Raw genomic sequence first — 15587 nt, forward strand, 5'->3', positions numbered from 1 at the left:
AGTATTAGGAAACTGTGCAGAACTAGATCTGGCTCACATGCGCTGGACTAGGATGGACAGTGGTTTTGGACAGCTAGCGAACCGGCGCCCCTGGCGGTGCTCGGAAGGACAAGATATGGGATCGTCAACGAATGAAGGCGCACTCTGGGGCGGACGATTTGCCGGCGGGCCGGCTGACGCCCTCGCCGCGCTGAGCAAGTCCACCCACTTCGACTGGCGCCTGGCCCGCTACGACATCGCCGGATCCCGTGCCCACGCACGCGTGCTCCACACTGCGGGACTGCTCAACGCCGAAGAGCTCGCCGGAATGATCTCGGCCCTCGACGCCCTTGAGGCGGATGTCGTCTCGGGCGCATACGTGGCCTCCGACTCCGACGAGGACGTCCACGGCTCCCTCGAACGAGGCCTCATCGAACGCGCCGGAACGGCGCTTGGCGGCAAGCTTCGCGCGGGACGCTCACGCAACGACCAGATCGCCACCCTTGGACGCATGTTCCTGCGCGACCACGCCCGCATCATCGCCCGCGGCGTGCTTGCCACCATCGATGCCCTGGTCGAACAGGCCGAGGCGCACCCGAACGCCGCGATGCCGGGACGCACCCACCTGCAGCACGCACAGCCGATCCTGCTTTCCCACCACCTGCTGGCCCACGCCTGGCCGCTGCTGCGCGATGTCCAGCGCCTCGCCGACTGGGACGCCCGCGCCGCGGTCTCCCCATACGGTTCCGGAGCGCTCGCCGGTTCTTCGCTGGGCCTCGACCCGAACGCCGTTGCCGCGGACCTGGGTTTCAACTCCGCGGCCTGGAACTCCATCGACGGCACCGCCGCGCGCGACGTGTTCGCCGAGTACGCGTGGATCGCCGCCATGATCGGCGTCGACCTCTCCCGCGTGTCGGAAGAAATCATCATGTGGGCAACCAAGGAATTCTCCTTCGTGACCCTCGACGACGCCTTCTCCACAGGCTCCTCGATCATGCCGCAGAAGAAGAACCCGGATGTCGCCGAGCTGGCCCGCGGCAAGGCAGGGCGCCTGATCGGCAACCTGACCGGCCTGCTGGCCACGCTCAAGGCGCTGCCGCTTGCCTACAACCGCGACCTGCAGGAAGACAAGGAACCGGTCTTCGACGCAACGGACACCCTGGAACTGCTGCTGCCCGCCGTCTCCGGCATGATCGCCACCCTGAAGTTCAACACCCCGCGCATGGCCGAACTTGCTCCGCTGGGCTTCGCGCTGGCCACGGACATCGCCGAATGGCTGGTCCGCCAGGGCGTTCCGTTCCGCGAGGCCCACGAGCTCTCCGGCGCCGCGGTCAAGCTCGCCGAATCCAGGGACGTCGAGCTCTGGGACCTGAGCGACGAGGACTACGCCGGCATCTCCGAACACCTCACCCCCGAGGTCCGCACGGTGCTCTCCACCGAGGGTTCGCTGAACTCCCGCTCGGCGCAGGGCGGCACCGCCCCGTCGGCGGTTGCCTCCCAGCTCGAGGCGCTCAAGGCGGCACTCGTGCCGGTGCGCGTCTTCGCCGACTAGGCCCGAACGGCTTCGCACCATCGAAGGCAGGCGTCCCGGGGACGGTGGCCACGGCGTTTCACGCCCGACCCACCGGACCCGGGGTGCTTGCCTTTGCGTTTTCCCGGGGCGAGTCAATATAAGGTGTTTCCCATGAGTGAGCTGACGCAAACGGAATTGACCCACAAGGTCCTCTCCGCCCTATCGACCCTTCGCCAGATGGTCCGCACCATGGATCCCGCCGCGGCCGCAGAGCCAAGCGCCCTGCCGGGCTGGAAAAGAACACAGTTGCTGGCCCACATCGACGGCTTCAGCCGTGCAGCCACGCGCCAGCTGGACACCGCCGGCGCCGAGAGGCCGTTCGAGATGTACGACGGCGGAATGGACAGGCGTCACGAAGCCATCGAGCTGACCGCCCTGATGCGCCCCGACGCGCTGCTGGCCCGGACCGCCGATGCCCTCGATGCGCTGGAGGCCAGCATCCGCGGCATCAGCCCCGCGGAGTGGTCCCTGCCCACCGGGTTCCGCGACGGCGGCAGCGTGGAGGACCTCTTCTACGCGATCTGGCGCGAGCTGGTCATCCACACCTCCGACCTGGCCCTGGCCAATTCGGTCGCCGACTGGGACCCGGATTTCTGCGCCCACCTCTTCGATGCGCTCGAGGGCCGGGTTCCCGATTCCCGCCGCTACATCCTGCAGCCGCACGGCGCCCAGCGCATCGTGCTGGGCACCGGGGACGACGCCACGGTACTCAGCGGCACCGCCTTCGACCTGGCAGCCTGGCTGGCCGGCCGCGAGCCGCTGGGGCCCATCCAGGCCACCGCCGGTGCGGACGGCGCCGCCCTGCCCGAGCTCCTGCCCTGGTTCGTGAAGCTGAAGGCCAAGAACTAGCGCATCGGGCGAGCCGGGAAGAGGCGGGAGCGTGGGGAGCGGGACGCCGGAGCAGCTGCTGGGGCTGGACTCGGTCCGGCTGGCCCCGCACCTGCTCGGCGCCCTGGTCTCCAGCTTCATCGACGGGTGGCTTGTCGTAGTCAGGTTGACCGAGGTCGAGGCCTACGACGGGGCCTCCGACCCCGGATCGCACGCCTACCGCGGGAAGACCAAGCGCAACGCCGCGCTCTTCGGGCCGCCCGGCACCGCCTACGTCTACTTCACCTACGGCATGCACCACTGCGCCAACGTGGTCTGCGGACCCGAGGGCACCGCCTCGGCCGTGCTGATGCGGGCCGGTGAGGTCATCGCGGGGGAGGACGTCGTCCGCGCCCGGCGCGGCAACAACACCGGACCGGCCCACCTGCTGCTCAGCGGCCCGGCACGGCTGGCCCAGGGCCTGGGGCTCAGCCTGCGGGAGAACGGCGCCGCCTACCGGCAGGGCACCGCCGGCGGGCCCGGCCCCTCGCTCGGGTTGGAGAACCTGGCCACAATGCCGTTGGCCCACTGCCGCGGCCCGCGCACCGGGATCTCCGGGGAGGGCGGCGGCGATGCCTACCCATACAGGTATTGGCTGCCGGGGGAGCCGAGCGTCTCGCCGTACCGCCGCGCCGCGCCGCGTCGGCGGGGCAAATAATGGGCACTAGACTGTACGGGTGAATCCAGAGCCTGAAACCATAGCCGAAATGCTCGACCGACTGAGCGAGATCGTCCCCGATTACCCCAGCGCCGGCATCTCCTTCAAGGACCTCACCCCGGTCTTCGCCGACGGCCAGGGCCTGCGCCGCATCGTCGACGAGGTCATCGAACCCTTCCGGGGCCAGTTCGACGTCATTGCCGGGCTCGAGGCCCGCGGCTTCGTCCTGGCCGCCGCAGGGGCCTACGCCACCGGAACCGGGATGATCACCGTCCGCAAGGCCGGCAAGCTGCCGCGCGAGGTGTTCCGCGACGAATACACCCTCGAATACGGCACCGGCACCCTTGAGATCCACCGCGACGACGTGGCCCCCGGCACCCGGGTGCTGATCCTCGACGACGTGCTGGCCACCGGCGGAACCGTCGGATCCGCCGTGCGCCTGCTCGAGCTGGCAGGCGCCGAGGTCATCGGCGTGGGCGTCGTGCTGGAGCTTGACGGCCTGGGCGGTCGCGAGAAGCTCGACGGCCACACGGTGCATTCCCTCCAGCTGGTCTAGGCGCCGCGGCGCGACCGTCATTTGGCGGGCGCGCAAGAGAGTAAACTTGTCTGTCCACGAATTCGTTCCATCAGGAGTGCTGAATGTCAGAGTCCACGACCGTTCACCGGGAGCTTGAAGCGGAGCGCGACTACGTTGCGAAGCTTTACAGCCGCCTCGATGAGTTGCGCGCCGAAAAGAAGGAACAGCTGACCCGCACCCGGGCGGCCGGGGCGCAGGGCACCTTGCAAAACGTATCCGAGCGCGACTCCTTCGCGGCCCTTTACGAGGACCGCCTGGCCCAGCTGAACGCCGTGGAGGACCGCCTGGTCTTCGGACGCCTGGACCTTGACGACAACGTGAACCGCGCCGGCGAAGAGCCGGGCGCGCCGCGCTACATCGGCCGCATCGGCATGACCGACGACGAGCTCACCCGCCTGATGGTCGACTGGCGCGCCCCGGAGGCCGCGGCCTTCTACCAGGCCACCGCGTTGCACCGCCAGGGCGTGCGCCGCCGCCGCCACCTGATGCTGCGCGGCCGCACCGTGCTGGGCATCGACGACGAGGTGCTGGACACCGAGCTCTTCGGCGAGGCCGACGACCACCAGGGCGAGGGCGCGCTCATGGCCGCCCTCACGCAGAAGCGCACCGGCCGCATGGGCGACATCGTCGGCACCATCCAGGCCGAGCAGGACCGCATCATCCGCGCGCCGCTGGCCGGCGTGCTGGTGGTCCAGGGCGGACCCGGCACCGGCAAGACCGCCGTGGCCCTGCACCGTGCCGCCTTCCTGCTCTACGAACACCGCGAACGCCTCAAGAGCGCCGGCGTGCTGCTGGTTGGCCCGTCGACCTCCTTCATGCGCTACATCGAACGCGTGTTGCCGTCGCTGGGTGAGACCGGCGTTGTCATGTCCTCGGTGGGGGAGCTGTATCCCGGCCTGCGCGCCATCCCGGAACACAACCGCGAGACGGCCCGCGTCAAGGGCAAGCAGCTCATGGCCAAGGTCGTGGCCAAGGCCGTGTCCAACCGCCAGCGCCTGCTCGCCGAGGACCGCCGCGTCGTGGTCGAGGGAACCCGGCTAACGCTGACCCGCGGCCAGGTGCGCCACGCCCGCGAAAGGGCCCGCTCGGCCCACAAGCCGCACAACGAGGCCCGCGACATCTTCGTGAAGACGCTGGTGCGCGAGCTCGCCGAACAGCTGCAGCAAAAGCTTGAAGAGTCGGCCGGCAACGGCAACGCCGTGGACCGCAGCTACCTGGTGCAAGAGGTGCGCGAGTCCCGCGACGTGCGCATCGCGCTGAACCTGTGCTGGATGCCGCTGACCCCGCAGTCGCTGCTCGAGGAACTCTTCGCCAAGCCGCACCTGCTGGCCGCCGCGGCACCGCAGCTGCGCGAGGCGGAGCTCAAGGCCCTGTACCGCGCCCCGGGTTCGCCGTGGACCGAGGCCGACGTGCCGCTGCTGGATGAGGCCGCCGAACTGCTGGGCGAATTCCACGCGGTGGGCAACAAGGAAGCCGGCGCCGAGGCGCAGCTGAAGCGCGACCTCGAAAACGCCGAGGCGACGCTGCGCAACGTCAACGAGATGCTTTTCAACGCCGGCATCGACGGGCTGGTCGAAGCCGAGGACCTGGCAGCCATGAACCAGGAAACCGAGGTCCGCCAGACCGCGGCCGAACGTGCGGTCGCGGACCGCAACTGGGCCTACGGGCACGTGGTGGTCGACGAGGCGCAGGAACTTTCCCCGATGCAGTGGCGCCTGCTGATGCGCCGCTGCCCGCTGAAGTCCTTCACCGTCGTCGGCGACATCGCCCAGACGTCATCGGCCTCCGGCGCGACCAGCTGGGAGCAGGCCATGCGCCCGTTCGTGGCCGAGCGCTTCACGCTCGAGGAACTGACCGTCAACTACCGCACGCCGATGCAGATCGCCGAAGCCGCGACCCGCGTGGCACACGCGGCCGGACTGACCATATCCACGCCCAAGGCCGTGCGCGAGGGCGAATGGCCGCCGATCGTGGACCGCCTGCCGCAGGGCACCCTGCTGGAGAAGCTCCGCGAGATCCTGCCCGGCGAGGTGGAAATCGCCGACGGCGGCCTGCTGGCCGTGATCGTTCCGGAATCCAGGCTCCGCACGGTGCGTGCGGCTGTCGTCGAGCTGTTCGGACGCCGCGTGGGCACAGGCTCGGGCGGGTTGAGCCAGGACATCGTGGTGCTTGGCGCGCGCGAATCCAAGGGCCTGGAATTCGACGTTGTCGTGGTCCTGGAGCCCCAGGAACTCATCGACGAGGTCGAAGGAAGCGTTGGCGACCTGTACGTTGCCATGACGCGTACGACCCAGCGCCTGCGCATCCTTGCCGAGGGGACGATCCCGGCCGGGATCGACTCCTAAGGGAAAAGATCGCTGGAGACTGCTAATTTAGTAGTGTGTCTGAAATTGAGCAGAATCCCGCACTGTCGGGACAAAGTAATGATCCGTCCTTTGAAAACGTCTGGCAGGAGCTGAAGTGGCGTGGCCTGGTCCACGTTTCCACCGATGAAACCGAGCTGGAGAAGGTCCTCTCCGAGGAGAGCATTACCTATTACTGCGGTTTCGACCCCACCGCTCCATCCCTGCATCTGGGCAACCTGGTCCAGCTGCTGAACATGCGCCGCCTGCAGCTGGCCGGCCACAAGCCCCTCGGCCTGGTTGGCGGGTCCACCGGCCTGATCGGTGACCCGCGCCAGACCGCGGAGCGTGTCCTTAATACCAAGGAGACCGTGGCCGAGTGGGTAGGCAAGTTGCAGGCCCAGGTTGCACGCTTTCTCTCCTTTGAGGGCGACAATGCCGCGCGCATGGTCAACAACCTTGACTGGACGGCGCCGCTGAGCGCGATCGACTTCCTGCGCGAAGTCGGCAAGTACTTCCGCGTCGGCACCATGATCAAGAAGGAAACCGTTGCCGCCCGCCTGAATTCGGACGAGGGCATCAGCTACACCGAGTTCAGCTACCAGGTACTGCAGGGTTACGACTACCTGCAGCTGCACAAGCTCTACGGCTGCACCCTGCAGACCGGTGGCTCGGACCAGTGGGGCAACCTCACCAGCGGCACGGACCTGATCCGCAAGGTCGAGGGAAAGAGCGCCTACGCATACGGAACTCCGCTGATCACCAACTCGGACGGAACCAAGTTCGGCAAGTCCGAAGGCAACGCCATTTGGCTGGACGCCGAGATGTGCAGCCCGTACACGTTCTACCAGTTCTGGCTCAACACCTCTGATGCCGACATCGCCTCGCGCTTGAAGGTCTTCACCTTCCTGAGCCGCGCAGAGATCGAAGCCCTGGAAGAGGAAACCGCAGAGCGCCCGTTTGCCCGCAAGGCCCAGAAGGAACTTGCCTACCTCGTGACCTCGCTGGTTCACGGTGTCGAAGCAACCGAAAAGGTCATTGCCGCTTCCGCCGCACTCTTCGGCCAGGGTGAATTGCGCGATATGGACGAAGCGACTCTGCGCGCGGCCACCGGGGAACTGAAAAGTACCACCGTCGACGGTGAAGAGCTGGACATCATTTCGGTATTGGTGGCTTCGGGGCTGTCCGAATCCAAGTCGGCCGCACGCCGCACGGTTGGCGAAGGCGGCGCCTACATCAACAACGTGAAGTACTCGGATCTGGATGCAGTAGTCAGCCGTGAAGAACTGCTCCACGGCCGGTACCTTTTGGTTCGCCGAGGCAAGAAGAACCTGGCTGTTGTTGAAGTTGCCTAACTAATGCTTCACCACATCGTTTATAGAATGTGACTGACTGACCGGAGCGGGGAAGTGCTGTGATTCACGGCACTTCCCCGCTCCGGTCCTTCTTGTTTCAGTACCGGCTCGGCCCTGTTTTCCGCGTGAATCCGGGAATCGCGCCGGTGACTTGGTTGGTTACAGGGGATTTGCCGGGAGGAAGAAACGTGTGTATTGTTTTCTAAGTCGCCGCGGCCAAGGCAAGCGAAAAGCTACCAGCCGCAAAGACAAATCAGATTTTTTACAACGTTGAATCGTTGGAATAATAGTGTTTCATTGCTGCAAGTAAATCGATCTAGAATTCGATTTGACATTTCAACAATGAAACAATAAATTATAAACATCACCCCGGAAGAAACGCCGACCGATTCCTTTGAATCAAGCGGACGCCGAACCGGGAGCTGTCTGTTGTTTGAGAACTCAATAGTGTGCCAAGTTTGTTGATACCAATTTATTTATTTTATTGGTGAATGGTTTCAGGGTCCGCACCCCCGTGCGGGGACCTGGGGCAATTTGCCGGGATTTTTTTACTTGGTGCAACCCGGCCGACTTTTTCCAGTCGGCGTGATGGTTGTGTCTGTATTTTTTTACGGAGAGTTTGATCCTGGCTCAGGATGAACGCTGGCGGCGTGCTTAACACATGCAAGTCGAACGATGACCCCCAGCTTGCTGGGGTGATTAGTGGCGAACGGGTGAGTAACACGTGAGTAACCTGCCCCTGACTCTGGGATAAGCCCGGGAAACTGGGTCTAATACTGGATATGCACCGTGGACCGCATGGTCCTTGGTGGAAAGATTTTTTGGTCAGGGATGGACTCGCGGCCTATCAGCTTGTTGGTGAGGTAATGGCTCACCAAGGCGACGACGGGTAGCCGGCCTGAGAGGGTGACCGGCCACACTGGGACTGAGACACGGCCCAGACTCCTACGGGAGGCAGCAGTGGGGAATATTGCACAATGGGCGAAAGCCTGATGCAGCGACGCCGCGTGAGGGATGACGGCCTTCGGGTTGTAAACCTCTTTCAGTAGGGAAGAAGCGAAAGTGACGGTACCTGCAGAAGAAGCGCCGGCTAACTACGTGCCAGCAGCCGCGGTAATACGTAGGGCGCAAGCGTTATCCGGAATTATTGGGCGTAAAGAGCTCGTAGGCGGTTTGTCGCGTCTGCCGTGAAAGTCCGAGGCTCAACCTCGGATCTGCGGTGGGTACGGGCAGACTAGAGTGATGTAGGGGAGACTGGAATTCCTGGTGTAGCGGTGAAATGCGCAGATATCAGGAGGAACACCGATGGCGAAGGCAGGTCTCTGGGCATTAACTGACGCTGAGGAGCGAAAGCATGGGGAGCGAACAGGATTAGATACCCTGGTAGTCCATGCCGTAAACGTTGGGCACTAGGTGTGGGGGACATTCCACGTTTTCCGCGCCGTAGCTAACGCATTAAGTGCCCCGCCTGGGGAGTACGGCCGCAAGGCTAAAACTCAAAGGAATTGACGGGGGCCCGCACAAGCGGCGGAGCATGCGGATTAATTCGATGCAACGCGAAGAACCTTACCAAGGCTTGACATGTGCCAGACCGCCGTGGAAACACGGTTTCCCCTTTGGGGCTGGTTCACAGGTGGTGCATGGTTGTCGTCAGCTCGTGTCGTGAGATGTTGGGTTAAGTCCCGCAACGAGCGCAACCCTCGTTCTATGTTGCCAGCGCGTCAAGGCGGGGACTCATAGGAGACTGCCGGGGTCAACTCGGAGGAAGGTGGGGACGACGTCAAATCATCATGCCCCTTATGTCTTGGGCTTCACGCATGCTACAATGGCCGGTACAATGGGTTGCGATACTGTGAGGTGGAGCTAATCCCAAAAAGCCGGTCTCAGTTCGGATTGGGGTCTGCAACTCGACCCCATGAAGTCGGAGTCGCTAGTAATCGCAGATCAGCAACGCTGCGGTGAATACGTTCCCGGGCCTTGTACACACCGCCCGTCAAGTCACGAAAGTTGGTAACACCCGAAGCCGGTGGCCTAACCCCTTGTGGGAGGGAGCCGTCGAAGGTGGGACCGGCGATTGGGACTAAGTCGTAACAAGGTAGCCGTACCGGAAGGTGCGGCTGGATCACCTCCTTTCTAAGGAGCAACTAACACCAAGCGACCACGCCAAAGTGCGGGGAACCGTGGGTGTTCAGTGCTGCTCGCATCCACCACTTGTGTTGGTGGGCGAGTGCTCAAGGGTGGAATATCAACAAGCAACGGCCGTCCGGTTTCGGGCACGATCGATCAGTACGCCGCACCTTGTGTGTGGTTGGAACGTGGGTGGTGTCCGGGGGTGGAACGGTCTTTTGGCACACTGTTGGGTCCTGGATCAACAGGCCCGGCGCATTCCCTTCGGGGGTGTTCCGGTTCGGTTTTTTCTGGTTTCCCGCGCATGGCCTAAGCCGCACAGTCCGCACCCGGAAGGGTGTGTGTGTCGGTGGTGGGTGTGACGGGGTTGTTGTTTGGGAACTGTATAGTGGACGCGAGCATCTTGTGAAGCAAGATCAAGAGCCGGTGGCCTTTTAGGTCGGCGGTGTTTTTGTCTTGTTTTGCATAAGCAATTTCTTAAGAATTATTGAACCTGGTGGACATGCCTTGTGTGTGTCTTTCTTGGTTCTTTCGATTGTAATTAATTAAGCTCATGTAAATTTTTGATCATGTTTGTGGTCAAGTTTTTAAGAGCGCACGGTGGATGCCTTGGCATTGGGAGCCGAAGAAGGACGTGGGAATCTGCGATAAGCCTGGAGGAGTCGATAACCGGACGTTGATACCAGGATTTCCGAATGGGGAAACCCCGCACCATGTCATGTGGTGCGACCCGCAGCTGAACACATAGGCTGCGTGGAGGGAACGCGGGGAAGTGAAACATCTCAGTACCCGCAGGAAGAGAAAACAAAAGTGATTCCGTTAGTAGTGGCGAGCGAACGCGGAAGGGGCTAAACCGGTCCATGTGTGATAGCCGGCGGGCGTTGCATGGCCGGGGTTGTGGGACTTTTACGTTCTGGTTCTGCCGGACCAGTGAAGTGAGGTGCGGGCGTATAGGCGAACCGGTTTGAATGCCGGACCATAGAGGGTGAGAGTCCCGTAGTGCCAATGCGTGTCTGCCGCTTTGTGAGAGCATCCCAAGTAGGACGGGGCCCGAGAAATCCCGTTTGAATCCGCCAGGACCACCTGGTAAGCCTAAATACTACCCAATGACCGATAGCGGATAAGTACCGTGAGGGAATGGTGAAAAGTACCCCGGGAGGGGAGTGAAATAGTACCTGAAACCGTGCGCTTACAATCCGTTGGAGCCTCCTTGTTGGGGTGACAGCGTGCCTTTTGAAGAATGAGCCTGCGAGTTAGTGTTACGTCGCGAGGTTAACCCGTGTGGGGAAGCCGTAGCGAAAGCGAGTCTGAATAGGGCGAGTTAGTGGCGTGATCTAGACCCGAAGCGAAGTGATCTACCCATGGCCAGGTTGAAGCGCGTGTAAGAGCGCGTGGAGGACCGAACCCACTTCAGTTGAAAATGGAGGGGATGAGCTGTGGGTAGGGGTGAAAGGCCAATCAAACTTCGTGATAGCTGGTTCTCCCCGAAATGCATTTAGGTGCAGCGTTGCGTGTTTCTTACCGGAGGTAGAGCTACTGGATGGCTAATGGGCCCTACAAGGTTACTGACGTCAGCCAAACTCCGAATGCCGGTAAGTGAGAGCGCAGCAGTGAGACTGTGGGGGATAAGCTTCATAGTCGAGAGGGAAACAGCCCAGAACGCCAACTAAGGCCCCTAAGCGTGTGCTAAGTGGAAAAGGATGTGGAGTTGCGAAGACAACCAGGAGGTTGGCTTAGAAGCAGCCATCCTTGAAAGAGTGCGTAATAGCTCACTGGTCAAGTGATTCCGCGCCGACAATGTAGCGGGGCTCAAGCACACCGCCGAAGTTGCGTCATTCAAATATTGGTAGGCCTTCGTGGTCCAGCCGTTTGGATGGGTAGGGGAGCGTCGTGTGGGCAGTGAAGTCGCGGTGTAAACCAGCGGTGGAGCCCACACGAGTGAGAATGCAGGCATGAGTAGCGAATGACGGGTGAGAAACCCGTCCGCCGAATGATCAAGGGTTCCAGGGTCAAGCTAATCTGCCCTGGGTAAGTCGGGACCTAAGGCGAGGCCGACAGGCGTAGTCGATGGACAACGGGTTGATATTCCCGTACCGGCAAAAAACCGCCCATAGCGAACCGGTGATGCTAACCGCCCCAACCACCCACCGTGGAGCCTTCGGGCTTTGCACCGGGTGTGCGGCGCGGGACCCGAACCGGGGAGTTAAGCGTATTAACAGGTGTGACGCAGGAAGGTAGCCGAGCCAGGCAATGGAATTGACCTGGTCCAAGGATGTAGGGCGAGTCGTAGGCAAATCCGCGACTCACATAAGCCTGAGACCCGATAGGCGCCCCCCTCGGGGGGTGATTCGGTGATCCTATGCTGCCAAGAAAAGCATCGACGCGAGGTTTTAGCCGCCCGTACCCCAAACCGACACAGGTGATCAGGTAGAGAATACTAAGGCGATCGAGAGAATCATGGTTAAGGAACTCGGCAAAATGCCCCCGTAACTTCGGGAGAAGGGGGGCCTGCCCCGTGACCGCCACTTGCTGGCGTGAGCGGGTGTGGGCCGCAGAGACCAGGGGGAAGCGACTGTTTACTAAAAACACAGGTCCGTGCGAAGTCGCAAGACGATGTATACGGACTGACTCCTGCCCGGTGCTGGAAGGTTAAGAGGACCGGTTAGCCCCTTGTGGGCGAAGCTGAGAATTTAAGCCCCAGTAAACGGCGGTGGTAACTATAACCATCCTAAGGTAGCGAAATTCCTTGTCGGGTAAGTTCCGACCTGCACGAATGGAGTAACGACTTCCCCGCTGTCTCAACCATGAACTCGGCGAAATTGCACTACGAGTAAAGATGCTCGTTACGCGCAGCAGGACGGAAAGACCCCGAGACCTTTACTATAGTTTGGTATTGGTGTTCGGTGCAGCTTGTGTAGGATAGGTGGGAGACTGTGAAGCCCGGACGCTAGTTCGGGTGGAGTCATCGTTGAAATACCACTCTGGCTGTACCGGTCACCTAACTTCGGCCCATAATCTGGGTCAGGGACAGTGCCTGATGGGTAGTTTAACTGGGGCGGTTGCCTCCTAAAAAGTAACGGAGGCGCCCAAAGGTTCCCTCAGCCTGGTTGGCAATCAGGTGTCGAGTGTAAGTGCACAAGGGAGCTTGACTGTGAGAGCGACAGCTCGAGCAGGGACGAAAGTCGGGACTAGTGATCCGGCGGCACGTTGTGGAACGGCCGTCGCTCAACGGATAAAAGGTACCTCGGGGATAACAGGCTGATCTTGCCCAAGAGTCCATATCGACGGCATGGTTTGGCACCTCGATGTCGGCTCGTCGCATCCTGGGGCTGGAGTAGGTCCCAAGGGTTGGGCTGTTCGCCCATTAAAGCGGTACGCGAGCTGGGTTTAGAACGTCGTGAGACAGTTCGGTCCCTATCCGCTGCGCGCGCAGGAAATTTGAGAAGAGCTGTCCTTAGTACGAGAGGACCGGGACGGACGAACCTCTGGTGTGTCAGTTGTACTGCCAAGTGCACCGCTGATTGGCTACGTTCGGAAGGGATAACCGCTGAAAGCATCTAAGCGGGAAGCCCACTTCAAGATGAGATTTCCATGCACGCTTGTCGTGCGAGAGGCCCCCAGCAGACCACTGGGTTGATAGGCGGGATGTGGAAGCGAGGACCAAAGACTCGTGAAGCTGACCCGTACTAATAGGCCGACAACTTAAACCACAAACACCACACACATTGATGTGTGGCGAGAAACGCTGCGTCCACTATACGGTCCCGAAACAACAACCCATTGTTTTTTCGCGGAACAACCAAACATGTATCACCACTAGTGATACCACTGTAACCCCAGGTTCACCACGCCGCCGGAGCATGCTCCGCGGCGGCGGTACAGGAGTTACGGCGGTCATAGCGTGGGGGAAACGCCCGGTCCCATACCGAACCCGGAAGCTAAGACCCACAGCGCCGATGGTACTGCACTCGGGAGGGTGTGGGAGAGTAGGACACCGCCGGACCATTCGTCCCGGAACCCCCCAGCCTGTGGCTGGGGGGTTCCGATGTTTAACCACTAAACCGGCACACCAGGCCGCAGCAAGCGTAGGTTCGGTCTATCGCAAATAAGGCGCCGGCATGAGCAGGTGGACAACATATGCAGGGATTTGATGTGTTGAATCTCATGCAGTTCCAGAAGCGGCGTCGTTGCGTTGCGCACTATTATCACAATTCACCGAAGCGATTCGGTAGCCTCGTCTAAGATAGATGAAGGCGTTAAATGCCCTGCAGAGGGCAATAAGTTTTTATAGGTGGGCTTCCGTATCGAAAGCGGTGGTCCACTAATTCATGCGTGGGGTCCAAAACTGAAGACCCTTTTGAGAGGAACACATCTAGTGTCAAACGATAACAAGGGCTTCGGGTCTTCGGACAACCGCGACCGCGGCGGTTTTAATCGCAACAACAACGATCGCGGTGGCTTCCGTGGCGGCAACGACCGTGGTGGATACCAGGGTGGCGACCGCCGCGAAGGTGGCTTCAAGCCCCGCGAAGACCGTGGCGGATTCCGTGGCGGCGATGACCGCCGCGAAGGTGGCTTCAAGCCCCGCGAAGACCGCGGTGGATTCTCCGGTGGCGACCGCCGCGAAGGTGGCTTCAAGCCCCGTGAAGACCGTGGCGGATTCCGTGGCGGCGATGACCGCCGCGAAGGTGGCTTCAAGCCCCGCGAAGACCGCGGTGGATTCTCCGGTGGCGACCGCCGCGAAGGTGGCTTCAAGCCCCGTGAAGACCGTGGCGGATTCCGTGGCGGCGATGACCGCCGCGAAGGTGGCTTCAAGCCCCGCGAAGACCGCGGTGGATTCTCCGGTGGCGACCGCCGCGAAGGTGGCTTCAAGCCCCGTGAAGACCGTGGCGGATTCCGTGGCGGCGATGACCGCCGCGAAGGTGGCTTCAAGCCCCGCGAAGACCGCGGTGGATTCTCCGGTGGCGACCGCCGCGAAGGTGGCTTCAAGCCCCGCGAAGACCGCGGTGGCTTCCGTGGCGGCGATGACCGCCGCGAAGGTGGCTTCAAGCCCCGCGAAGACCGCGGTGGATACCAGGGTGGCGACCGCCGCGAAGGTGGCTTCAAGCCCCGCGAAGACCGCGGTGGCTTCCGTGGCGGCAACGACCGTGGTGGATACCAGGGTGGCGACCGCCGTGAAGGTGGCTTCAAGCCCCGCGAAGACCGTGGCGGATTCCGTGGCGGCGATGACCGCCGTGAAGGTGGCTTCAAGCCCCGCGAAGACCGTGGCGGATTCCGTGGCGGCGATGACCGCCGTGAAGGTGGCTTCAAGCCCCGCGAAGACCGTGGCGGATTCCGTGGCGGCGATGACCGCCGTGAAAGTGGCTTCAAGCCCCGCGAAGACCGCGGTGGCTTCCGTGGCGGCAACGACCGCCGTGAAGGTGGCTTCAAGCCCCGCGAAGACCGCGGTGGCTTCCGTGGCGGCAACGACCGTGGTGGATACCAGGGTGGCGACCGCCGCGAGGGTGGCTTCAAGCCGCGCGAAGACCGTGGCGGCTTCAAGCCCCGTGAAGACCGTGGCGGCTTCAAGCCCCGTGAAGACCGTGGCGGCTTCAAGCCCCGTGAAGACCGTGGTGGATTCCGTGGCGGCGATGACCGCCGTGAAGGTGGCTTCAAGCCGCGCGAAGACCGTGGTGGATACCAGGGTGGCGACCGCCGTGAAGGTGGCTTCAAGCCGCGCGAAGACCGTGGTGGATACCAGGGTGGCGACCGCCGCGAAGGTGGCTTCAAGCCCCGCGAAGACCGCGGTGGCTTCAAGCCCCGCGAAGACCGCGGTGGCTTCCGTGGCGGCAACGACCGCCGCGAAGGTGGCTTCAAGCCCCGCGAAGACCGCGGTGGCTTCAAACCGCGCACCGATGCCAGCACAGCTGATCTCGAATCGCTGCGCGACGAAGAGGCCGCACGCCGTAACCACAATCCGGCCGACCTGCGCAGCTCCAACAACCCGGACCGTGGCCGTTCGCCGGAAATCGACGCCGATGTAACGGGCAAGGAACTTGACCGCATCACCCGTGCGGAACTGCGCTACCTTGACGACACCAACAACGAGTGGGTCTCCAAGCACCTGGTC

The 15587-nt window shown here is 62.3% G+C and carries 7 protein-coding genes and 3 rRNA genes; 9 read left to right on the forward strand and 1 reads right to left on the reverse strand.

From position 1 onward, the window contains the following. Positions 1–115 precede the first annotated feature (115 nt). From argH to rrf, 9 genes are all read left to right on the forward strand, one after another. Positions 116–1531: an argininosuccinate lyase gene (gene argH, locus JOF47_RS03870; protein ID WP_209996080.1), complete on the forward strand. Its 1416-nt coding sequence runs from the start codon at positions 116–118 to the stop codon at positions 1529–1531. Between the two features lie 132 nt (positions 1532–1663). Then, entirely contained in the window at positions 1664–2401 is a 738-nt protein-coding gene (locus JOF47_RS03875) for a maleylpyruvate isomerase family mycothiol-dependent enzyme (RefSeq protein WP_209996081.1), read from the forward strand. A gap of 31 nt (positions 2402–2432) precedes the next feature. Further along, complete coding sequence (locus JOF47_RS03880; protein ID WP_209996083.1) at positions 2433–3077, forward strand: DNA-3-methyladenine glycosylase; 645 nt, start codon at positions 2433–2435, stop codon at positions 3075–3077. Between the two features lie 49 nt (positions 3078–3126). After that, a complete protein-coding gene (locus JOF47_RS03885; RefSeq protein WP_210001382.1) occupies positions 3127–3633 on the forward strand; it encodes an adenine phosphoribosyltransferase in 507 nt (168 codons plus the stop codon). 83 nt (positions 3634–3716) lie between these two features. Beyond that, the gene (locus tag JOF47_RS03890; protein ID WP_209996085.1) at positions 3717–5999 is read left to right on the forward strand and encodes a HelD family protein; all 2283 of its coding nucleotides are present in this window, start codon (positions 3717–3719) and stop codon (positions 5997–5999) included. Positions 6000–6034: 35 nt separating this feature from the next. Then, a complete protein-coding gene (tyrS, locus tag JOF47_RS03895; RefSeq protein ID WP_342592705.1) occupies positions 6035–7351 on the forward strand; it encodes a tyrosine--tRNA ligase in 1317 nt (438 codons plus the stop codon). A gap of 607 nt (positions 7352–7958) precedes the next feature. Beyond that, positions 7959–9484: ribosomal RNA gene (locus tag JOF47_RS03900) — 16S ribosomal RNA — on the forward strand. 571 nt (positions 9485–10055) lie between these two features. Further along, positions 10056–13188 (forward strand): 23S ribosomal RNA (locus JOF47_RS03905). A 176-nt stretch (positions 13189–13364) separates the two neighbouring features. Further along, positions 13365–13481 (forward strand): 5S ribosomal RNA (gene rrf / locus JOF47_RS03910). Together the 16S, 23S and 5S rRNA genes form the textbook arrangement of a ribosomal RNA operon. Before the next feature lie 375 nt (positions 13482–13856). Here rrf and JOF47_RS03915 read toward each other — a convergent pair. After that, positions 13857–15581: a ribonuclease E domain-containing protein gene (locus tag JOF47_RS03915; RefSeq protein WP_209996087.1), complete on the reverse strand. Its 1725-nt coding sequence runs from the start codon at positions 15579–15581 to the stop codon at positions 13857–13859. Positions 15582–15587 lie beyond the last annotated feature (6 nt).

The organism is Paeniglutamicibacter kerguelensis (assembly GCF_017876535.1).
GTDB classification, from domain to species: domain Bacteria; phylum Actinomycetota; class Actinomycetes; order Actinomycetales; family Micrococcaceae; genus Paeniglutamicibacter; species Paeniglutamicibacter kerguelensis.

Coding starts and splice junctions, on each gene's coding strand:
- argH (WP_209996080.1), top strand. CDS start 116: ATGGGATCGTCAACGAATGAAGGCGCACTCTGGGGCGGACGATTTGCC.
- JOF47_RS03875 (WP_209996081.1), top strand. CDS start 1,664: ATGAGTGAGCTGACGCAAACGGAATTGACCCACAAGGTCCTCTCCGCC.
- JOF47_RS03885 (WP_210001382.1), top strand. CDS start 3,127: ATGCTCGACCGACTGAGCGAGATCGTCCCCGATTACCCCAGCGCCGGC.
- JOF47_RS03890 (WP_209996085.1), top strand. CDS start 3,717: ATGTCAGAGTCCACGACCGTTCACCGGGAGCTTGAAGCGGAGCGCGAC.